The 20,931-nt window shown below is 66.3% G+C and carries 19 protein-coding genes; 11 read left to right on the top strand and 8 right to left on the bottom strand.

The features are described 5' to 3' along the window. Positions 1–162 precede the first annotated feature (162 nt). Positions 163–2,460 carry an nSTAND3 domain-containing NTPase gene (locus ACYQ78_RS28490; RefSeq protein WP_459804015.1) on the top strand — a complete coding sequence of 766 codons (2,298 nt, stop codon included), beginning with the start codon at positions 163–165 and terminating at the stop codon, positions 2,458–2,460. Between the two features lie 62 nt (positions 2,461–2,522). Here the strand turns inward: ACYQ78_RS28490 and ACYQ78_RS28485 are convergent, their stop codons facing one another. Continuing rightward, the gene (locus tag ACYQ78_RS28485) at positions 2,523–2,708 is read right to left on the bottom strand and encodes a GntR family transcriptional regulator (protein WP_459804014.1); all 186 of its coding nucleotides are present in this window, start codon (positions 2,706–2,708) and stop codon (positions 2,523–2,525) included. A 395-nt stretch (positions 2,709–3,103) separates the two neighbouring features. On the opposite strand from ACYQ78_RS28485, the gene ACYQ78_RS28480 reads away from it, so the two are divergent. From ACYQ78_RS28480 to ACYQ78_RS28450, 7 genes are all read left to right on the top strand, one after another. Next, positions 3,104–4,636, top strand: coding sequence for an acyl-CoA carboxylase subunit beta (locus ACYQ78_RS28480; RefSeq protein ID WP_459804205.1), 1,533 nt, complete (start codon positions 3,104–3,106; stop codon positions 4,634–4,636). 5 nt (positions 4,637–4,641) lie between these two features. Then, on the top strand, positions 4,642–6,540 hold the full coding sequence (locus ACYQ78_RS28475) for an acetyl/propionyl/methylcrotonyl-CoA carboxylase subunit alpha (protein WP_459804013.1): 1,899 nt from the start codon (positions 4,642–4,644) through the stop codon (positions 6,538–6,540). After that, on the top strand, positions 6,537–7,298 hold the full coding sequence (locus tag ACYQ78_RS28470; protein WP_459804012.1) for an enoyl-CoA hydratase family protein: 762 nt from the start codon (positions 6,537–6,539) through the stop codon (positions 7,296–7,298). Before ACYQ78_RS28475 ends, ACYQ78_RS28470 begins: the two co-directional genes overlap by 4 nt. After that, positions 7,298–8,971 (top strand): acyclic terpene utilization AtuA family protein, encoded by a 1,674-nt coding sequence (locus tag ACYQ78_RS28465; protein WP_459804011.1) that lies wholly within the window; start codon positions 7,298–7,300, stop codon positions 8,969–8,971. The genes ACYQ78_RS28470 and ACYQ78_RS28465 overlap by 1 nt, the downstream gene beginning before the upstream one ends. Positions 8,972–9,063: 92 nt before the next feature. Then, on the top strand, positions 9,064–9,270 hold the full coding sequence (locus ACYQ78_RS28460) for a hypothetical protein (RefSeq protein ID WP_459804010.1): 207 nt from the start codon (positions 9,064–9,066) through the stop codon (positions 9,268–9,270). 78 nt (positions 9,271–9,348) lie between these two features. Further along, positions 9,349–10,203, top strand: coding sequence for a helix-turn-helix domain-containing protein (locus tag ACYQ78_RS28455; protein ID WP_459804009.1), 855 nt, complete (start codon positions 9,349–9,351; stop codon positions 10,201–10,203). 134 nt (positions 10,204–10,337) lie between these two features. After that, positions 10,338–10,529 carry a hypothetical protein gene (locus ACYQ78_RS28450; protein ID WP_459804008.1) on the top strand — a complete coding sequence of 64 codons (192 nt, stop codon included), beginning with the start codon at positions 10,338–10,340 and terminating at the stop codon, positions 10,527–10,529. On the opposite strand, the gene ACYQ78_RS28445 is transcribed toward ACYQ78_RS28450, so the two are convergent. From ACYQ78_RS28445 to ACYQ78_RS28435, 3 genes are read right to left on the bottom strand one after another with little or no spacing between them, the layout of a single operon-like run. Beyond that, on the bottom strand, positions 10,502–11,887 hold the full coding sequence (locus tag ACYQ78_RS28445) for an aspartate aminotransferase family protein (protein ID WP_459804007.1): 1,386 nt from the start codon (positions 11,885–11,887) through the stop codon (positions 10,502–10,504). The two genes, ACYQ78_RS28450 and ACYQ78_RS28445, sit on opposite strands and share 28 nt — an antisense overlap. Positions 11,888–11,889: 2 nt before the next feature. Continuing rightward, complete coding sequence (locus tag ACYQ78_RS28440) at positions 11,890–13,023, bottom strand: aromatic ring-hydroxylating oxygenase subunit alpha (protein ID WP_459804006.1); 1,134 nt, start codon at positions 13,021–13,023, stop codon at positions 11,890–11,892. Next, positions 13,011–14,603 (bottom strand): phytoene desaturase family protein, encoded by a 1,593-nt coding sequence (locus ACYQ78_RS28435; RefSeq protein WP_459804005.1) that lies wholly within the window; start codon positions 14,601–14,603, stop codon positions 13,011–13,013. Before ACYQ78_RS28435 ends, ACYQ78_RS28440 begins: the two co-directional genes overlap by 13 nt. Positions 14,604–14,933: 330 nt before the next feature. On the opposite strand from ACYQ78_RS28435, the gene ACYQ78_RS28430 reads away from it, so the two are divergent. The 3 genes from ACYQ78_RS28430 to ACYQ78_RS28420 all read left to right on the top strand — a co-directional run bounded on the left by ACYQ78_RS28430 (position 14,934) and on the right by ACYQ78_RS28420 (position 17,706). Continuing rightward, a complete protein-coding gene (locus tag ACYQ78_RS28430; RefSeq protein ID WP_459804004.1) occupies positions 14,934–15,929 on the top strand; it encodes a polyamine ABC transporter substrate-binding protein in 996 nt (331 codons plus the stop codon). A 143-nt stretch (positions 15,930–16,072) separates the two neighbouring features. Further along, positions 16,073–16,903, top strand: a complete 831-nt coding sequence (locus ACYQ78_RS28425; RefSeq protein ID WP_459804003.1) for an ABC transporter permease — start codon at positions 16,073–16,075, stop codon at positions 16,901–16,903. Beyond that, positions 16,900–17,706: an ABC transporter permease gene (locus tag ACYQ78_RS28420; protein ID WP_459804002.1), complete on the top strand. Its 807-nt coding sequence runs from the start codon at positions 16,900–16,902 to the stop codon at positions 17,704–17,706. Before ACYQ78_RS28425 ends, ACYQ78_RS28420 begins: the two co-directional genes overlap by 4 nt. On the opposite strand, the gene ACYQ78_RS28415 is transcribed toward ACYQ78_RS28420, so the two are convergent. The 4 genes from ACYQ78_RS28415 to ACYQ78_RS28400 all read right to left on the bottom strand — a co-directional run bounded on the left by ACYQ78_RS28415 (position 17,612) and on the right by ACYQ78_RS28400 (position 20,666). Next, positions 17,612–18,073, bottom strand: a complete 462-nt coding sequence (locus tag ACYQ78_RS28415) for a hypothetical protein (protein ID WP_459804001.1) — start codon at positions 18,071–18,073, stop codon at positions 17,612–17,614. The genes ACYQ78_RS28420 and ACYQ78_RS28415 overlap by 95 nt on opposite strands. Positions 18,074–18,081: 8 nt before the next feature. Continuing rightward, positions 18,082–18,477, bottom strand: a complete 396-nt coding sequence (locus ACYQ78_RS28410; protein ID WP_459804000.1) for a hypothetical protein — start codon at positions 18,475–18,477, stop codon at positions 18,082–18,084. A gap of 47 nt (positions 18,478–18,524) precedes the next feature. Then, positions 18,525–19,358, bottom strand: a complete 834-nt coding sequence (locus ACYQ78_RS28405) for an NAD(P)-dependent oxidoreductase (RefSeq protein ID WP_459803999.1) — start codon at positions 19,356–19,358, stop codon at positions 18,525–18,527. Between the two features lie 144 nt (positions 19,359–19,502). Beyond that, entirely contained in the window at positions 19,503–20,666 is a 1,164-nt protein-coding gene (locus tag ACYQ78_RS28400; RefSeq protein WP_459803998.1) for an acyl-CoA dehydrogenase family protein, read from the bottom strand. Positions 20,667–20,931 lie beyond the last annotated feature (265 nt).

The raw sequence follows: 20,931 nt of genomic DNA, 5'->3' as shown, positions 1-20,931 counted from the left end.
GCCTCTTCACGGGTCCCTTGATTGCGCCCTGCCGGCCGACCGATCCAAGATCCGCTGGTTGAGCGGGTCTTTCTGCACGCCATGTGGCGCGCTCCGCGAACAGCGCAGTCCGTACTAAACTGGTCTACTGCGACAGCAAGTTTGTGCTTAGGCGGATAGATCGTGGACAGATTCGACATTGGCCGACTTACCGATTTTGACTTCGAAGCGGTCTGCAAGGATCTCTTTGAAGATCATCTAGGAACGACATTAGAGCTTTTCACTCCAGGCCGGGATAGGGGCATCGATCTCAGGCGTCTCGCCCACAACAAAAGAGATGGCCTGCTCGTCATTCAGTGCAAGCACTGGGTCAACAGCAGCTCCAGCAAACTAATCGGACATTTGCGCGATAGAGAGCTTTCCCAAATCAGGGAACTCAATCCCGAGAGATACATTCTCGCAACTTCGGTCCGCCTCACGCCAAACGATAAAGATCGGATAGTCGCCACCCTCGATCCCTTTGTCCGATCTCCAGCCGACGTATATGGCTTACACGAGATCGAGAGCATGCTTCGCATGCGACCGGCCATTGTTAAGAATCACATGCGTTTATGGCTGAACAGTACGGGCGTACTTGAAGCGCTGATTAATAGGCGGATGCTCACTCGTTCGGCCAGTTTTATTGAAGATGCCAGAAGGGCCGCGCAAATATACGTCCCAAATCGAAGCTATGACCGCGCTATCGAGATTCTTAATCAGCGCCACGTATGCATCGTATGCGGGATTCCAGGCATCGGGAAAACGACACTGGCGCGCGTGTTGGCCTTGGCTCACGCGGCACAGGGATACGAGGTTTATGAGATATCAGAAGACATTGAGGAAGTTAATGCGGTATGGAATGAAGGAACTAGGCAATTCTTCTATTATGACGATTTTCTTGGACAAACGGCATTTGGTGATAAGCTAAACAAGAATGAGGATGCCCGCATGGCATCCATTCTTCAGAGGGTAGCGCGATCCAGCAGCAAAAGAATAATTCTTACGACTCGTGAATATATTCTTGAGCAAGCGAAGCACCGATACGAGAAAATTTCCCGATACAATTTCAACCTCGACTCATACACGATAGACGCACGTAGCGACTACACATTCGAAGTCAAAGCTCGCGTCCTCTACAATCAAATCTATCATTCGGAACTGCCGCAGGCGGATAAAGAACTATTCGTAAGCGCTCGGGCCTATATGCCCATCGTGGCACATCGGAACTTCAATCCACGGTTATTGGAAGATGCCCTACAGATTTGCGCTGCGGAGCGCGAACAGACTGATTCTACGCCGCTTCGTCTGCTGAAAACCCTAGATGAGCCTCAATCCCTCTGGGCACACGTAGTAAATAACCAGCTAGATGACACTTGTATCCATCTCCTCTTGGTGCTCTTCTCTCTACGTAGTCATGTGAAAATCGAGGATCTATGGCGAGCATATGAGTCTTTTTGTCGGCATGTGGGCGGCGAATGTAGCGAGCGATTGTTCAAGCGTTCACTTAAGACCCTTGAGCAGACGATGTTGGCGATCACTCAAAACGAAGGGGATACAGAAGTAGGTTTCCACAATCCGTCGGTTGTGGACTATATGAAGATATTCTTGAGAGAGCATCCAAAATTCATGGAGACCCTGCTCTGCTCAGCCGTCTATTTCGAGCAAGTCGACTTACTGTGCACCGTTATTCGAGAACGTCAACTTTCATCTCTGGCCGACACTGTCGGATTTAGGGCAAACATTTCTGAGGCCCTGAGGCGGACGCATCTCACTGAGGGTTGCGCAAGAGAGAACACGCTCTTTGGCCTCATGAGGATTACTGATGTAACCTATCGAATGGCTCGCCTTTTAGAGATCGCCGAGCAGCTTTCCATTAAGAACCTGAACGGCTATATCTCAGGTTTTCTTCGGCGAAATTCTGTAATGAGCCACTCTCGGCATGAACATGTCCAAGTCCGCTTGATTAATGCTCTATGGGATTCAACCCTTCCCGGTGTCCGCTCTCTTCGCAGGGAGCTAACTGAAAGTTATGCAACCAAACTAGTCGACGATATTCATGACTGGGACTCCGCAAAGCGCGTTCAAGACTTCTATGATGGTTTGAGCGAGGAGATGATTTCTAATGATCTCCGCGAAATGGTTCAAGACGCTCTAGATGGCTATGCGGATGAGGTATTTCAGGACGTTGCCGACGGTCGACCGCTTGGGCACTGGGGTACCTTCGATGATGTAGAGGAAATGATCACATACGCGGAAGGTCGCAAGCGAGAATTCCCCTACCTCTCAATTACTAAAAGCATCGTTGCGGACATCATAAACAATCCCTCTTCGAGTCGAGATGATCGGCCGACCTTATTTTCATGGAATGAAAACGAGGAAAGCCCCACTAGCGACGACCTGAATATAATGGGGATGTTTAGATCCTTGAAAAAGGACCTATAGTGCGCGCTGCTCAACCGTGTGTGTCTCCGCAGGGCAGTAGTAGAGTCAACGGCCGCAGGTTCTCACACTACAAAGCTGCCTATGCCGGGCTCAGTCCATGTAAGCCCATCTTGGCGTAGCGCTCGGTAAACCTTCTGGCCCGTTGCTGTGGCGATGCCGTAGATCTCCTGTAGCCGAAGGACAGATGGCACCTGATCGCCGACAGTGAGCTCCCTACGCTCGATCTGCCCTTTGATGTCCTCGTACACCTGGAGCCAAGGTGATTCGACCCCTGAGGCTTTCCATTCGCAGTGCAGGCCCACCACAATCCCGACCTCTGGATCGCATGGCCGAAGTAGTCGAATGGCCAACCTGGCGGAGCCCAAAGATATCGAGCAAAGCGAGCAGCCTCCCGAGCGACAGCGAGGCCCTTCCAGGGAGCGCGAGGGGCGGAGCCCTTCGCAAAGGGAGCGCAGCGACCCCCGGAGCGAACGCGACGGCCGGGGGCGCGCAAGCGGCCCAGGGGGAGCGCGAGGGGGCGCCAGCCCCTTCGCAGCGGGGGCTCGGGGGGTCGTCCCCCCGACCACACCCCGTCCCCCCGATTACACTCCCCAAAGTGATCCAACCTCCCGACTCGGCGGAAACGCAGCAGCGACGTACCGCGATGCTCGGCCGGCTCGCCGAGCTTGCGGCGGAGCACGCGAAAGCGGTGGAAGGTGGCGGTCAAAAGTACGTCGACCGGCACCACGATCGTGGCAAGTTGCTGGCCCGTGAGCGCATCGAGCTCCTCCTCGACCAGGATGCCCCCTTCCTCGAACTCTCCCCGCTCGCAGCGTGGGGCTCCGACTTCCCCGTCGGTGCGAGTGTCGTCACCGGCATCGGTGTCATCGAGGGGGTCGAGTGTGTCGTCATCGCCAACGACCCCACCGTCAGAGGAGGCGCGTCCAACCCCTGGACGCTGCGCAAGACCCTCCGCGCCACCCAGATCGCCCTGGAGAACCGCCTCCCGCTCGTCAATCTGGTCGAGTCGGGCGGCGCCGACCTCCCCACCCAAAAAGAGATCTTCATCCCCGGCGGACGAATGTTCCGCGACCTCACCCGCCTATCAGCAGCGGGCATCCCCACCATCGCCCTCGTCTTCGGCAACTCCACCGCCGGAGGCGCCTACGTGCCGGGTATGTCGGATCATGTCGTGATGGTCAGGGAACGTGCCAAGGTGTTCCTCGGTGGGCCGCCTCTGGTCAAGGTCGCCACCGGAGAGGACGCCGACGACGAATCGCTGGGCGGCGCCGAGATGCACGCCCGTGACTCCGGCCTCGCCGACTACCTCGCCGAGACCGAGCACGACGCCCTCAGGATCGGCCGGGCCATCGTCAAGCGCCTCCATTGGCAGAAGAAGGGGAGAACGCCCAAACCCAGCCGGCCCCCGCTGGAAGACGAAGACGGCCTTCTCGGCATCGTCCCCGAAGACCTTCGCATCCCCTTCGATCCCCGCGACGTCATCACGAGGATCGTCGACGCCAGTGAGTTCGACGAGTTCAAGCCGCTCTACGGGCCCAGTCTCGTCACCGGCTGGGCCACCATCCACGGCCACGACGTCGGGATCCTCGCCAACGCCCGGGGGGTGCTCTTCAGCCAGGAGGCTCAGAAGGCCGCGCAGTTCATCCAGCTGGCCAACCAGTCTCGTACACCTCTGCTGTTCCTGCAGAACACCACGGGATACATGGTCGGCAAGGAGTACGAGCAGGCGGGGATCATCAAGCACGGTTCGATGATGATCAATGCCGTGTCCAATTCCACGGTGCCGCATCTCACGGTCGTCATGGGGGCCAGTTACGGCGCGGGGAATTACGGGATGTGCGGGCGCGCCTACGACCCCCGGTTCCTGTTCACCTGGCCCAGTGCCAAGTCGGCCGTGATGGGGCCGGCGCAGCTCGCGGGGGTGCTGTCGATCGTGGGGCGGGCGGCCGCCGAGGCGCGGGGGCAGGCGTTCGACGAAGAAGGGGACGCCGCGATGCGGGCCATGGTCGAGGCGCAGGTGGAGGCCGAGTCGCTGCCGTTCTTCCTGTCGGGGCGGCTTTACGACGACGGCGTGATCGATCCGCGCGACACTCGTACCGTCATGGGGTTGTGCCTGTCCGCCATCGGCTCGGCCGCCGAGTCGCCCGCCGCCGGTTTCGGCGTCTTCCGGATGTGAGTCAGATGATCAGACGGGTTCTGGTGGCAAACCGGGGCGAGATCGCCCGGCGGGTGTTCCGCGCGTGTGACGCGCTGGGGATCGAGACGGTGGCGGTGTTCAGCGACGCCGACGCGCGTTCGCGGCATGTGGCCGAGGCCGGGATGTCGGTGCGGGTGGCCACATACACCGACATCGAACAGCTGGTCTCGGCGGCGCGGGCCGCGGGGGCCGATGCGGTGCATCCCGGTTATGGATTTCTGTCCGAGGACGCCTCATTCGCTCGGGCGGTGGTCGAGGCGGGGCTGACCTGGATCGGGCCCTCTCCTGAGGCCATCGCGGCGATGGGCGACAAGATCGAGGCCAAGGCGCTGATGGCCGAGGCCGGGGTGCCGTTGCTGCCGACGGTGGCGTTCACCGAGCCGCCGGGCGATCTGACCTATCCGCTGCTTTTGAAGGCGTCGGCGGGAGGTGGCGGGCGCGGGATGCGGGTCGTGCGGTCGGCCGAGGAGCTCGCCGAGGCGCTGGAGTCGGCGGGGCGGGAGGCCGCTGCCGCGTTCGGCGACGGGACGGTGTTCGCCGAGCCGCTGCTCGAATCGGCGCGCCATGTCGAGGTGCAGATCCTCGCCGACGCGCACGGGACCGTCTGGGCGCTGGGCGAGCGGGAGTGCTCGATCCAGCGGCGGCATCAGAAGGTGCTCGAGGAGGCGCCCTCCCCCGGGGTGACGCCGGAGCTGCGCAGGGCGCTGGCCGAGGCGGCGGTGAACGCGGCGCGCGCGATCGGCTACACCGGTGCCGGAACCGTCGAGTTCCTGCTGGCCGACGGGCGGTTCCACTTCCTGGAGATGAACACGCGGCTCCAGGTGGAGCACCCGGTCACCGAGGCCGTCTACGGCGTCGACCTGGTGCGGCTCCAGATCGAGATCGCCGAGGGCGCCGCCCTGCCCGGATTGCCGCCGAGTCCGGTCGGGCACGCCATCGAGGTGCGGCTCTACGCCGAAGACCCGGCCGACGGCTGGAATCCGCAGAGCGGCACGATGCACCGGTTCGAGGTGCCCGGGGTGGAGGCCGAGTTCGGTGAGGGCGGGCTGCGGCTCGACTCGGGGATCGTCTCGGGTGACGTGATCGGCACCTTCTACGACCCGATGCTGGCCAAGGTCATCGCCTACGCCCCCACGCGGGAGGCGGCGGCGCGGCGGCTGGCCACCGCGCTGGCCTCCGCGAAGCTGCACGGGCCGACGACCAACCGCGATCTTCTCGTACGCGTCCTCCGGCACCCCGAGTTCCTCCAGGGCAAGACCGACACGGGCTTCCTGACCCGTCACGACCTGACTCCCCCGGCCGATGTCGAGACCGTGCGCTACTCGGCGCTGGCTGCCGCGCTGGCCCAGGCGGCCCGTCCGAGGAAGACGCTGAACGATCTGCCCTCCGGCTGGCGCAACGTCGTCTCCCAGCCGCACAAGGCGGGCTTCGCCGAGGCCGGGGAGATCAGCTACCTCCACACCCGCGACGGCCTGGTCTCCTCCCCCGAGGCGACCCTCGTCTCCGCCGCGGAGAGCGAGGTCGTGCTGGAGATCGCCGGGGTGCGGCGGGTCTTCGAGGTCGCGAGTTATGACGGGGTCGTCCACGTCGACTCCTCGCTCGGTCCCGTTCGGCTGACCCCGCTTCCGAGGCTGCCGTCGCCCGTGGTGCAGACTCCTCCTGGGTCGTTGCCCGCCCCGATGCCCGGGACCGTCCTGCGGGTCGAGGTCGGTGTGGGTGACGAGGTGAAACCTGGGCAGACGGTCGTGGTGCTCGAAGCCATGAAGATGGAACACCGCATCACGGCCCCCGCCGAGGGGGTGGTGGCCGAGCTGACCGCCGTCGCGGGGCGGCAGGTCGACGCCGGCACACCCTTGGCCGTGATCAAAGAGGTGGAACGGTGACCGAGGTCGTACATCTGACGGTCGAACGGGGAGTGGCCACGGTCACCCTCGACTCGCCGCGCAACCGCAACGCCCTGTCGCGCCAATTGGTCGAGGAGCTGTCGGCCCATCTGGAGGCTGCGGGCTCCGACGACGACGTGCGGGCGGTGCTGCTCACCCACACCGGGCCGGTGTTCTGCGCGGGAGCCGACCTCTCTGAGGCGGCGGCCGAGGGCATGGAGGCCGGAACCCGGCGGATGATCGACCTGTTCACCCTGGTCGTCGAGCTGCCCAAGCCGGTCGTCTGCCGGATCGCGGGCAAGGCGCGGGCGGGCGGGCTCGGCCTGCTGGGCGCCTGTGACATCGTCGTGGCCGACGACGGCGGCGACTACGCGTTCTCCGAGGCCCGCCTCGGGCTGGCCCCCGCGATGATCTCGCTGACGCTGCTGCCGCGGCTCGACGGCCGGGCCGCCGGGCGCTACTTCATCACCGGTGAGACGTTCGGCGCGATGGAGGCCCAGCGCATCGGGCTGCTGACGACGGCGGTGCCGCTGCCGCAGCTCGACGACACGGTGGAGACCGTGCTGGAAGGTCTGCGGGCCGCCTCGCCGCAGGGGCTCGCCGAGTCGAAGCGGCTGGTCACCGAGCCGGTGCGCAGGCTCCTGGCCGAGCGCGGCGACGAGATGGCGACCCTGTCGGCCAAGCTCTTCTCCTCTCCGGAGGCCCGGGAGGGCATGAGCGCGTTCCTGCAGAAGCGCCCGCCCGCCTGGGCCGTCTGATGCTCCGCGTCGCCAACTGCTCGGGGTTCTACGGCGACCGGCTGTCGGCCGCGAGGGAGCAGGTCGAGGGCGGGCCGATCGACGTCCTGACCGGTGACTGGCTGGCCGAGCTGACCATGCTGATCCTGGCGGGCAACCGGGCGAAGGGCCGTCCGGGGTATGCGACGACGTTCGTGAAGCAGATGTCCGAGGTGCTGGCGACCTGCCTCGATCGCGGGATCAAGGTCGTGTCGAACGCGGGCGGGCTCGATCCGGCGGCCTGCGCCCAGGCCGTCAGGGAGCTGGGTCTTGCGGCCAAGGTCGCGACCGTGACGGGTGACGACCTGATGCCGTACACGGGACCGCTGGTCAACCTCGACACCGGTGAGACCCTCGCGGCCGATCCCATCACCGCCAACGCCTATCTGGGCGGCTTCCCCATCGCCGCCGCGCTCTCCGCCGGCGCCGACGTCGTGGTGACCGGCCGCGTCACCGACGCGGCCCTGGTCACCGGTCCGGGCATCTGGCGGTACGGCTGGAGCCCGGCCGACCTCGACCAGCTCGCCGGATCGGTGGTGGCCGGGCACATCATCGAGTGCGGCTGCCAGGCCACCGGCGGCAACTACGCGTTCTTCGACGAGATCCCCGACCTGGCCCACTGCGGCTTCCCCATCGCCGAACTCCACGACGACGGCTCGTGCGTCATCACCAAGCACCCGGGCACCGGCGGCGCGGTCACCGTGGGAACCGTCACCGCCCAGCTCCTGTACGAGATCAGCGGCCCCTCCTACCCCGGCCCCGACGTGACGGCCAGGTTCGACACCATCCGCCTGATGCAAGATGGGCCCGACCGCGTGTCGGTGAGCGGGGTGCGCGGCGACCCGCCGCCGCCGACACTGAAGGCCGCCGTGAACGTGCTCGGCGGCTACCGCAACACGATGACGATGGTGGTGACCGGTCTCGACGCCGAGGCGAAGGCCCGCGTCGCCGAGGAGGCCGTCTGGGCGCGCGTGCCCAGGGAGACCTTCGAGCGGACGTACACGGAACTGAACGGAGACCTGCTCCGGATCACGGTCATGGATCCCGACCGGCGCAAGGCGGGCCGCCTGTTCTCCTCCGCCGTGGTGGAGACCGGCCTGGCCAGCTATCCCGGGTTCTACGGCCTGACCCCGCCCGGCGACGCGTCGCCCTATGGCGTCTACTGGCCGGTCGCGGTGCCCAGAGACCTGGTGCGCGTCGAGGTGACCCTCGACGGCTCGGCGGTTCCCTTCGAGGAGCCGGAGCCCGAGAGCGGCGGCGCTCCGGTCGATCGGGCCGAACCCGGTGCGGCCGGGCCGTGGTTCTCCCCGCTGGTGCCGCTGCCGCTCGCGACCGATGGAGACCTCCGACCTCTGGGTCTCGTCGCCGGAGCCCGTTCGGGCGACAAGGGCGGCAACGCGAACCTCGGCGTGTGGGTGCGGAGCCCCGACCACCACGCCTGGCTGGAGAGCTGGCTGACGGCCGACCGGCTGCCCGAGTTGCTCCCCGAAGTGGCCGGATTGCGCGTCGAGCGCTTCGTGTTCCCCAAGTTGCTCGCGGTCAATTTCGTCGTGCACGGCCTGCTCGGCCGGGGCGTCGCGGCCAGCCCGCTGATGGACGCGCAGGCCAAGGCGCTGGGCGAGCGCCTGCGCGCGATACCGGTTCCGCTGCCCTGAGTCCATACCGAAATCCGAACCGGACTGCGGCGAAACATGAGTCCTCCTACAATTGCTCGCAATTGCGACAGTTGTACGGAAGGACACTCCCCATGCGCCTCCGCTTCCTCGGCACCACCTCCGAGGCCACGTCGTGCCCGACGCTCTACGAGACCGACCGCGGCACCATCGTCGTGCAGGGCACGCTGCTGGTGGACCCGGAGGCCAGGGCCGATCTCCGGCACCTCGCCGACGACGAGTCGGCGGTGGAGGTCCCGCGCGAGCTTCTCGTCGAGATCGCACGCAAGGTCTTGACCTGATCACGATTAGGGAGCTCCCTATGGCCTGAGTGGGGAACCGCGGTCTAACTTGGTCCGCACCATGCCGGGAGGGATCGAGTGAGCGGTTTTCAGCAGGCACGCATCGACTTGGGCATCCAGCTCAGGCAGCTCCGCGAGGCCGCTCACCTGTCGGGCAAAGATCTCGCGGAGCGCCTGAACTGGCAGCCGTCGAAGGTCTCCCGCATCGAGAACGCGCGGCAGACCCCGACCGAAGACGACGTGGTCGTCTGGGCGCAGGCCGTCGCCGCCGAACCCGGCGTGGTCGACCTGCTGATCCAGCAGGCGGTCGGCCTGGTCGAGCGGCACGACTCGTGGAAGGCCCGGCACAAGGGCGGGCTCGCGGCGCTCCAGGAGGACGTGCGCGACCTCGAAGCGCGCATCCGCACGCTGCGGATCTTCGAGGCGGGGCTGGTTCCGGGGCTGCTCCAGACCGCGGAGTACTCACGGAACATCTTCCAGAAGGTCCGCCGGGTCTACGAGGCGGTCGACGACGTCGACGCGGCGATCCGGGTGCGCATGCAGCGCCAGGAGATCCTCTACGACCCCAAGCGCCAGTTCCGTTTCGTGGTGCCCGAGGCGGTGCTGCACGTGCGGCTGGCCCCGGTCGACGTGATGCGCGGCCAGATGGACCGGCTGCTGGCGATCACCACGCTGCCCAACGTCGAGTTCGGCGTGATCCCGTTCGAGACGCCGCTGCCGGCCTCCCCGCTGAACAGCTTCGCCATCTACAACGAGGCGCTCGTCGGCGTGGCCACGTTCACCAAGGATCTGCTGCTCAGGGACGCCGACGACATCACCTTCTACGGCCGCGCCTTCGACGACTTCGCGGGCGCCGCCGCCTATCGCGACGAGGCGCGCGCGGTCATCGTCCGCGTGATCGACGAATTGGGGAAACAATCTCCTGATTCGTAAGAGCAATTGCTTGCCTCATGTGACGGGAGCGTGCAATCCTTTTCCCTCAGCCGGGAGGTGATTGTGCGATGGTTGACACATTGTGGTGTCTTGAACGATTCGCCGATGCGACACGGGATCACATCGACCTTTCGGTGCGCCTGTTGAGCGCCAACCCACCCGCGGTCCACGTGCGGAATCGTTTCTCCGAGACGCTCGAGGAAACGGTGACCTGCACCGACCGCGGCGCCTTCGTGACCTCGTGGGGTTACCGGCTCGGCACGGTCGAGTCGGTCGAAGACGCCGCCGCCCGCCTCGCCTACCTGATGGCCGCGCTTCCCGCGTAGTCACGGCCCATGGCCTCGAGGTTCACCAGGAACCTGCGCACATCGGCCTCGCCGTGCTGGACCGACAGCGTCCACTGCTCACACTTGCCCCACGGCGGCAGGAAGACCCCGCCGTTGTGCTGGTAGAGCCAGTGCGCCTGGCCCCATTCGTCGGGGTACTCCAGAAAGTCGCGATAGTCGCGGAGTTTCTGGTGAAATATTACCGAGCCCTTCGCGCCATACGCCTGGACATAACCCGGCATTCCATAAGTCCGGAGAATGCCGGTCACCCCTTCGGCCATTACCGAGCGCAGCCGGTCGAAGTGACGATAAGCGTCCGTATTCAGCACGTCCCGGAGCACGACGGCCGCGACCGCCATGGTCAGCGGATTGCCGTTGAACGTGCCGACCTGCTCGTACACCCCCTCGGAGATCAGCCGCATCAGTTCGGGGGTGCCGCCGATCGCCCCGCAGGGCAGGCCGCCGCCGAGCGCCTTGGCCAGGCAGAGCAGGTCGGGCGTCACGCCCAGTAGTTCGGAGGCGCCGCCGGGTGCGACCGAGAGCCCGGTCTTCACCTCGTCGAAGGCGAGGTAGGCGCCGTGGCGGTGCAGGAGGTCCTTCAGGGCCGCCAGGTAGCCGTCGGGCGGCGGGATGAGCCCGATGTTCATCATGACGGGTTCGAGGATCATGCCGGCGACCTCGCCGGAGTTCTCGATGAGCGCCCGCTCGACGGCCTCCAGATCGCCGAACGGGACGACGACGGTCAGCCGGGCGAGGTCCGGCGGGACGGACACGCTGTAGCGCACGGAGCGGGGACGCAGCGGCGGCCCGGCCTCTTCGACGGTGGGATAGACGCTGACCTGCACGGAGTCGTGGTGGCCGTGGTAGCTGCCCTCGACCTTGAGGATCTTCATGCGCCCGGTGGCGGCGCGCATGAGGTGCACCGCGTCCATGGTGGCCTCGGTGCCGGAGTTGCCGAACCGCCACATCGGCAGCCCGAACCGCTCGGCGAGGAGCCGGGCGACGACGACGGTGTCCTGGGTGGGCTGGGCGAAGTGGGTGCCTCTTCTGACCCGTTCGTCGATGGTCCGCACAATTGCCGGATGGGCGTGCCCGACGAGGTTCACGCCGAACCCGCCGTGCAGATCGACGTACGAGGTGCCGTCGAGGTCGACGACGCGGGACCCCTGGCCGTGCGAGATCCACACGACCCCGGGCGGGGCGTCCTGCCAGTTGGAGGCGACTCCCCCGGGCAAGACATCGGAGCATTCGGTGCGCACGCGCCGGGACTCGACGGTCCTGGCGAGGAACGCGACCTCTTGGAGGGCGATCAGGTCGTCCAGTGCGCGAGCCGTGGTGGGCTCGCTGACGACGGTCATCGTTAGATCCTCTCGGGCAGGGCCGGCGCGCGGCCCGTGAGATAAGCGGTCGCCACGGTGGCGATCCACTGGAAGGTGACGTCCTCGTCGGCCGAGAAGGGCCCCGGCCGGTAGCCGCGTGAGCTCACGCCGCGCTGGACCCCTTCGCAGGCCGCCCAGTCCTGACGGTTGGTGAGGTCCCAGAAGTCGACGGCGTACCCGACGTCGGTGACGCCCTTCGGGAACAGCCACTGACAGGTGACCCGGGTCCGCGTCGCGGTGAGGGGTTCGAGGACGTGCGTCATGACGTAGTCGGGGTGCAGGCTGAGCAGCAGGTTCGGGAACAGGTGCAGGTATTCGACGATCCGCAGCCGCTCACCCTCGATGCCCGGGAGGGGGCCGGCCGCCGAGGCGCCGTCCATCGACATGGTCTCGGCGCCGTCGATCAGGTCCATCCGTCCGCCGGCCCACAGGCCGGTCGGCACGTAGTTGTCGCCGCTGTCGGGCGGGGAGACGGCGCACAGCTCCGGGTGGATCGCCGGGCAGTGGTAGCACTCGTGGTAGTTCTCGACCGCGAGTTTCCAGTTGGCGTCGAGCTCGTATTCGTGGGACGCGGCGACGTCGAGGTCGTTCAGGGTGTACGGGCCGACGATCTCGTCCAGGCCGTCGAGGTAGTCGTGGATGGGCGGCGCCTGGCCGTCGGCGTTGACGAACACGAACCCGTGCCACTCGGTGACCGGGACCTCCACGAGGCCCAGCTTGGGTGCGGGTTCTCCCGGTATGCGGTGCAGGTCGCCTTTCAGGTTGTAGACCCAGTTGTGGTACGGACAGGCGATGAACCTACCCGTCGCACTGGAGCCACAGGGGAGCAGCTCGTGGGCGCGGTGACGGCAGACGTTGTAGAAGCCGCGGAGGGTGGCGTCGTCGTCGCGGACGAGAAGAACGGAGTCGTCGCCGACGGCGACGGCCTTCCTGCCCCGGTTGGGGATGTCGGCCGACCGCCCGGCGCAGACCCACCCACCGGCGAAGACGACCTTCCGCTCCCAGCCGAGCACGTCGTCGTCCGTGTACGCGGCCTGCGGGAGCATCTGGCCGGGAGCCTTGAGACACTCGCGGACCTCGTCGAGGTTCAGCGGAGCGGGGATCATCGGTTCCATTTGCGGTCCTTCAGGATGCGGCGGGTCGCCAGGTAGCCCGCGATGCCCGTTACTCCTCCGCCGCCGTGCGTGGCGGAGCTGCACTGGTAGAGGCCCTTGACCGGGGTGGTGAAGTCGGCGTAGCCGGGGGCGGGTCTCAGGTGGAAGAGCTGGTCGGGGGAGAGTTCGCCGTGGAAGATGTTGCCGCCGAGCAGGCCGTACTCCTCTTCCATCTGGTGGGGGCCGATGACCTGGCGGTGGATGACCGACGCCTTGAAGCCGGGGGCGAGCTGGTCGTAGCCGTCGATGACGCGGTCGGCGTAGGCGTCGAGCTCCTCGGTGTGCGGCGCCTCGTTCCAGGTGTGCGGGACCCACTGCGTGAACATCGACATGATGTGTGTGCCGTCGGGGCAGATCGTCCGGTCGACCGTCGAAGGGATGACCGAGTCGGAGAACGGCCGCTGCGCGGGGACGCCCGACCGGGCGTCCTGGAAGGCCTGCTCGACGTACTCGATGGAGTGGCAGAGCTCGACCGAGCCGGTCAGGTCGGCGCCGGGGTTGGACGGGAAGGTCGGGAGCTCGGAAAGGGCGACATTGATCTTCACGACGCCCGAGCGGGAGCGCCAGCGCTCGATGTCGTGGACGAAGTCGTCGGGGAGGTGCGCGCGGTCGATGTGCTGGAGGAAGGTCGTTTTGGGGTGGGTGGCGGCGACGATGATCGGTGCGGTGAACTCCTGGCCGTTTTCTAGAGCTATACCTGCGGCTTTGTTGCCTTTTATCAGGATTTTTTGGACACGGGCGTCGGTGAGGACGGTCGCGCCGAAGGCCTCCGCCGAGCTGCGGATGGCCTGGCTGACCGCGCCCATCCCGCCGATCGGGTAGCCCCACGAGCCCATCCGGCCGTCGCCGACGTCGCCGATCGTGTGGTGCATCATCACGTAGGCGGTGCCGGGTTCGGCCGGTCCGGCCCAGGTGCCGATGACGCCGTTGATCGACATCACGCCCTTGACCTGCGGCGACTCGAACCACTCGTCGAGGAGGTCCTCGACGGACATGGTGAACAGGCGGACCGCGTCGGCGGTCCCCCGGGTCCGCAGGCCGCGCAGCCCCCAGGCCAGCCGGAGCTGGTCGATGAGGTCCTTCGGCCGCATCGAGCCGACGTTGGGCGGGGTCCGCATGAGGAGCGGGGACAGGACGTCGCCGATGCCCTGGAGCCAGGCCTCGTAGCGGGGCATCGCCTCGGCGTCCTTGCGGGAGAACGCGGCGAGCTGGGCGTGATCGGTGGCCGGATCGCCCGTTTCGGTCAGGAGGGAACGGCCGTCCGGGAAGGGGACGAAGCTGGGACCCATGGGGATGACCTCGTAGCCGTGGTCCTTGAGCCGCAGGTCACGCAGGATCGTGGGGGGCATGAGGCTCATGACGTACGAGAGAGCGGTGACCTTGAAGTCAGGTCCCCAGGGAGTTTCGGTCGTGGCCGCGCCGCCGGTGACCGGACGGGCTTCGGCGACGAGGGTGGAGAGTCCGGCACGGGCGAGATAGGCCGCGGCGACGAGCCCGTTGTGCCCGCCCCCGACAATGATCGCGTCGTATGCGTGTTTCACCGGCTTGAACCCCTTCTGCATGGCGTTACGACCCGGAAAACTTATGCCCGCACGCCTTGCGGCCCATGGGGGCCACACCAGCAGACTAACTGGGCAACCAGTCAGTCTGGCAAGAGGAGATTCGGTACCAGAAAAGGAAGCAGCATGGATCGACGCAGGTTTTTGCTGGTCAGCGCCTTAGCTGCGACGGCGGCATGCGGAGGCGAGCGGCCCGGCCGCCCGACGGGGTCCTCCGCAGTGCCGCTCACGAGAACAGACTCACCGGGTTCGTTGCCCCTGCACGACGACATCCCTCCGATAGCGGACGGCCTCTCCCCGGAGTCCGGCGGGGTGCTCAAGATCTTGAACTATCCCGAGTACGTGTCACCGGACGTGCTGAAGGCGTTCGGGAAGACCCACGGGGTCGAGGTCGAGTTGACGACCTTCAACACGATGGAAGACGCGATCTCCAAGCTCCGGACGCCCGGGGCGTCGTTCGACGTGTGGTTCCCGACCCCTGACGTGATCGGGAAGGCGGCCGTCGGGAAGCTGCTGCGGCCGCTGAACAAGACGTACCTGCCGAACCTGGCCAACGCCTGGCCCGAACTCCAGTCGCCGTTCTACGACGACGGGTCGCGGTATTCCGTCCCCTACTGCGCGTACACGTCCGGGATCGGCTACCGGGCCGACAAGGTGTCCGCCGGGTTCGGGTACGGGCTGCTCTGGGACCCCGCCTACAAGGGCAAGGCGTACCTGATCGACGACCATCGCGAGGGGCTGGCCCTGGCGATGCTCAAGAACGGCTCCCGGGAGATCAACACCGAGGACCCGGTGAAGATCAAACAGGCGGGGACGTGGCTCTCGGAGCTCGTCCCGCTGATGAACATCAAGACCGGGATCGCGGCCTACCAGTTGGTCGCCGAGGGCCAGGCGACGGTCCATCACTGCTGGTCGGGCGACATGATCAACGCGCAGTCGTACCTGCCCGAGGGCGTGGACGCCGACGTGCTCGGCTACTGGTATCCCTCCGACGACCTCGGCGTGGTCGGCACCGACTCGCTCGCCGTGCCCGCCTCCGCGTCGAAGCCGGTGCTGGCCCACATGCTGCTCAACCATCTGCTGGATCCGAAGGTGGCACAGGAGAACTTCTCGTTCACGGGCTACCAGCCGGCGCTGTCGGCGATCACCCCCGAGAAGATGGTCACCGACGAGTTCGTGACCGAAGCGCTGAAGTCGGCGATCGTCACCCCGGACGTCTACGCCCGCAGCCAGCAGATCTTCCAGATCTCCCCGGCGGCGGAAGCGGTCTGGCTCGACACCTGGTCGCAGTTCAAGGCAGGCCAGTGACCGGGGGCGGTGGGGGTTCTTCGGAACCCCCTTCTCCCCTCGACGCTCGTTCGCGGCGAAATGTCGGGGCTCCCACCCGGCGCCGCCGGCCTCGGGGTGGCGGCTTCTGGGCGTTCCTCGCCGCGCCCGGCACGCTCTGGCTGGTGCTGCTGTTCGCGGTGCCGTTCTACGCCATCGCCGCCGTGGCCTTCGGGTACACCGACCCGGTCTTCAACGCGCCCGTCCCCGAATGGGACCCCCGCTACTGGGACTTCACCGCGTTCTCCGAGATCCTCACCCGATCGGTCTCCGGAGACCTGCGCCCCGTCTTCCTGCGCACCCTGCTCTACGTCGCCCTGGCCCTGGGACTGTGCGTGGCCATCGGCTATCCGGTCGCCTACTACGTCGCCCGGCACTCCGGACGGCACCGGGCCCTGCTCCTCGGCCTGATCCTGGCGCCGTGGTGGGTGAACTACCTGACCAGGATGCTGGCCTGGCTCAACCTCCTCCAGGACGACGGCTACATCAACGACCTGCTGCTGTTCACCCGGATCGTCGACGAACCGGTCCGCTGGCTGTCCGGCAACCCGGTGACGGTCGTGCTGGCCCTGGTGTACGGCTACATCCCGTTCTTCATCGTCCCCCTGTTCTCCACCCTCGACCGGATCGACCCCCTGCTCCTGGAGGCGGCGCGAGACCTGGGCTGTTCGGGCCGGGGCGCGTTCTGGCACGTGACGCTCCCGCTGTCCCGGCCGGGCCTGCTCACCGCCTCGGCCATCACGGCCCTGCCGATGTTCGGCGACTACTACACGAACACCATCGTCTCGGGCTCGCCCACCACCACGATGATCGCCAACCAGATCGAGTTCTACCTGCTCGGCGGCACCCGCAAGGAGCTGGGCGCCTCGCTCGTCCTGCTGCTGTCGGCGCTGCTCATGGCGCTGATGATCTACTACTTGATCTCCAGCCGCCGGGCCGAGGAGGGGGTGTCGTGAGACGACGTCCGTGGGTGCTCGCGTCGGTGACGTGGGCCTACATCGTGTGGTCGCTGGTCCCGATCCTGGTCGCGATCCAGTTCTCCTTCAACGACGGCCGCTCTCGGAGCACCTGGCAGGGCTTCTCCCTGCAGTGGTACTTCGGCTCGTCGGGCTCGGTGGCCGAAGACCCGTCGTTGCGCCTGGCCCTGATCAACAGCCTGACGGTGGCCGGCCTGACCACCTTGATCGCCACCCCGCTGGGCGTCGCGATGGCACTCGGGCTGTCTCGATGGCGCGGCCGGACCGGCCGGGTGGTGGGCGGCCTGACGCTGCTCCCCCTGGCCACCCCGGAGATCGTGATGGGCTCCGCGCTCTACCTGGTCTTCACGAACCTGTACCTGTTCATCCCGCTGGGCCAGCCCGCGCAGGTCCTGGGTCACGTGACGTTCTCGGTCTCGTACGTGGTGGTGATCGTCCGCTCCCGGCTCGCGTCGATCGGCACCGACTACGAGGAGGTCGCCCGCGACCTGGGCTGCGGCCGCCTCTCCGCCGTGCGCCTGATCCTGCTCCCCATGCTCGCCCCCGCCGTCTTCGCCGGCGCCATGATCGTCTTCGCGTCGTCGATGGACGACTTCGTCATCTCGGCGTTCCTGTCCCCCGACGCGTCGTCGGTGACGGTCCCCATCAAGCTCTACAGCTCTGTACGCAATGCGCCCACACCCGCGCTCAACGCCCTGGCGACGTTACTGGTGCTCGCATCGGTATTGGCGTTACTCCTCGGCTGGCTCGTTCACCGGCGCCCATTGAGCCGACATCCGTGACCACGGGGGGAGGCACATCGGACGACGCGTCCATGGCCTGCCAGAAGGCCATGCCCGACAGAACGAAGAGAAGGCTGGTCAACAGCCACATCTTCCACGACCGAATGAACAGGAGTAACGCCGGAAGGGCCATGACAAGCCCGATGACCGCCGCCACCATGGCGCCCAGAACCTGATCGGAATCGGCGATGTGCTCATTGCCGGGGATGAACGCATATCGATAAGGCTCGACGCTGAGCGCTATCACTCCGAAAAACAGCGACACCAAATAGAAGAAGACATACAGCACGATGCGCAGCACTCGCCATGCCTGCCGTCTCTGCGGCTCTTCCTCTTCCGGGCCGGCGGAAATACTGCTGTAGGGCATGGGCTCCTCTATCTCTCCATGTCGATCGCCACCTGCGTGGCGTAGAACTCGAAGAACCAGTCTCCCGCGTCGATCTCGAACTCCGACCGCCCCGAAATCACCCGGTGGACAATGCCCTCAAGGGTGTCACCGGCCCGCGGGTCATAGTCGGCGTCCTGCGCGACACGTAACGCCTGGACGCCGGAGAAGACCAGCCGGACATTCACCTTCGAGGGATCGATCTCCCGCCAGTCGTGTGCGTGACTGAAGGACAGGACCAGTTCGGCGGGGTCGACGGATATACCGACGCTCACGAGGTTCGCGTTGTTGTGGAGGTCGATGAGCCCGGTCGGCGTCTCCAGCTCGATGCGGGGAGAATCATCCGACGGCCATGGCGACAGCCCGACGAAGGAAGCCGCCGCCATTGAGGAATTCCCCGCTCTCTCCAGAACCCGTTATACGACGAGAGCACCTACCCGTAGACATATCGCATCAGCAGCGAGAAACCATCGTCACCCCGCCCGTCGGCCACCGCCCGCTCGGCGTAAGCACGGGCCGCGCGCAACGCCCCCGTGTCGAGCCCGGCCCGTTCCGAGGCCGCGATCACGTGGGAGATCGCGGAGCGCGCCGACCGGATCGACGACGCCGTGCCGGGGTGTTCGCCCGTTTCGAGGTTCGAGCCGCACTCGTCGATGAGCGAAGGGAGGATCTCCCCCAGGCCCCGCAGCATCGGCGTGAGTTCCGCCGCCGAGATCCCCTCGGATTCCGCCAGCGCGTAGGAGTGGACCACACCGGCCAGGGCGTTCCAGAACGTGTCGAGGATCGCCACGTCGAAGGCGGCGGCCCGGCCGGGGTCCTCACCCAGGTACATCGGGGTGGCGAGCACCGAGAGTTCGGCCTCCCACCGGGAGAACAGGCCGGTGGGGCCGCTGTAGAAGATCAGGCCGTGAGGGGTTCCGATGGCCGTGGTCGGGCAGGCCACGGCGCCTTCCAGGTAGGAGATGCCCTGGTCGGCGGCCCAGGCGGCCATCTCCCTGGCCCGGTGAGGGGTGTCGGCGGTGAGGTTGACGAGCGTCTTCCCGCGCAGGGCATCGGCGTCGAGGATGGCCGACACCGCGTCGTAGTCGATGACGGAGACCAGGGTGAGGTCGCCGACCGCCTCGGCCACCGTCGCGGCCTCCACGGCGCCTTCCGGGGCCTTGCCCGGAGTGCGGTTCCACACCGTGGTGGGATGACCTGCGGTGACGAATGCCCGGGTGATCGCCTGCCCCATCGGGCCTAGTCCGAGAATCGTGACTGGAGTCATGCCGCGACCTTACAAACACCCACCGACAGAACCCGGCCCCCGCCTTGCGAGTTCTGTGTAGCTTCGGCTGCTCTGTGGATGGCCCCAGGGTGGGCGGTAGCCGTAACGGAACGTCTTTCTGGGACGACGGCGGCGCTCCCGAAGCTAGGAGATGACTCGGGCCACGCCGCGGCGTTCCATCGAGCGGGCGATGATCAGCCGTTGGATCTCGCTGGTGCCCTCCCAGATGCGGTCCACCCGGAGTTCACGGAGGAACCTTTCGGCCACGTTGGTCCGCATGTATCCCCGCCCGCCGAACGTCTGCACCGCCCTGTCAGCGCACCGCCACGCCGCCTCCGACGCGAACAGTTTCGCCAGCGACGCCTTGGCGTGGACGACCTTCCGGTCCGCCCCCGCGTCGGCCAGCGCGGCCACCTCGTAGACCATCAACCGGGCCGCCGCCGCGTCGGCCGCCGAGTCGGCCAGGGGGAAGGCCACGCCCTGGTGGTCGATGAGCCGCGAACCGCCCTGTTCTCGCTCGCATGCCCACGAAACGGCCTCATCCAGTAGCCGGCCCATCGCGCCGACGCAGTGCGCGGCGATGCCCAGGCGCTCCTCGACGAACCAGTTCTGCTGGAGCGCGTCGGCCCGGCCCAGGCCACCGAGAACGGCGTCGTCGTCGACGAGGACGCCGTTCAGGTGCAGGGTCGGGTGGCCGTGCGGGAAGGAGTGCGTGAAGGGCGGATCGTCCAGGTATTCGACTCCGTCGGCTTCGGCGTCGACGAGGAACAGGGTCGGGCCATGACCCTCGGCCACGGCCACCACGATGTGGACGGCCGCGACATCGCCGCTGGTCACGAACCACTTCTCGCCGTCGAGTCGCCAGCGGGCACCCACCCGTTCTGCGGAGGTGGCGATGCCCGAGGGGTCGGATCCGGCGTGTTCCTCGGTCACGGCGTAGGAGACCCATCCGTCGCCACGCAGGGCGGGGCGGAGGTAGCGGTCGATCTGCCCGGAGGTACCGGCGGACAGGACGTTGTAGGCATCCGGGACCCACCACCACAGACCATTGGTGTTCCGCCCGAACTGCTCCTGCACCACGACGTAGTCGGTGGCCGACCACCCCTGGCCGCCGTGCTCGACGGCGTGCCGGCCTCCGTTGAGCCTCGCGGCCAGCGCCGCTTTCATGATCTCGGTGACGTCCGAGGAGGGCAGCCGCCCGAAGGCCCGCTCGGCGGACTCCTCCCGTGGAATCAGTACGTCGTCGACGAAGGCTCTGGCGCGTTCGCGCAACTCGATCTGCTCATCCGACAGCCGTATCAGCGACATGTCGCTCTCCCCAACGATCCCTGACTGGCGACCCAGTCAAATCGGGAAGCGATCATCCTGTCAAGCCACCGACACCGACCTGCCCCGATTCACCCCAGCAAGAAATCCCGGCCGATCACGTTGAGGTCCGTTCGGAGACCGAGAATGTCCTGCGACGGCATACCCACCGGGGGTAACCGACCTCCCAATCGCGATCTGCCCTCATCTCGCGGTTCCCGAACAGGGACAATCAGTCCTCGCCTCCTGGACGAGCTCCCCTATTTCC

This window comes from Herbidospora sp. RD11066 (genome assembly GCF_054661255.1).
The sequence above is the reverse complement of the archived record's forward strand: the minus strand, read 5'-3'. Positions and strand labels throughout refer to the sequence as shown.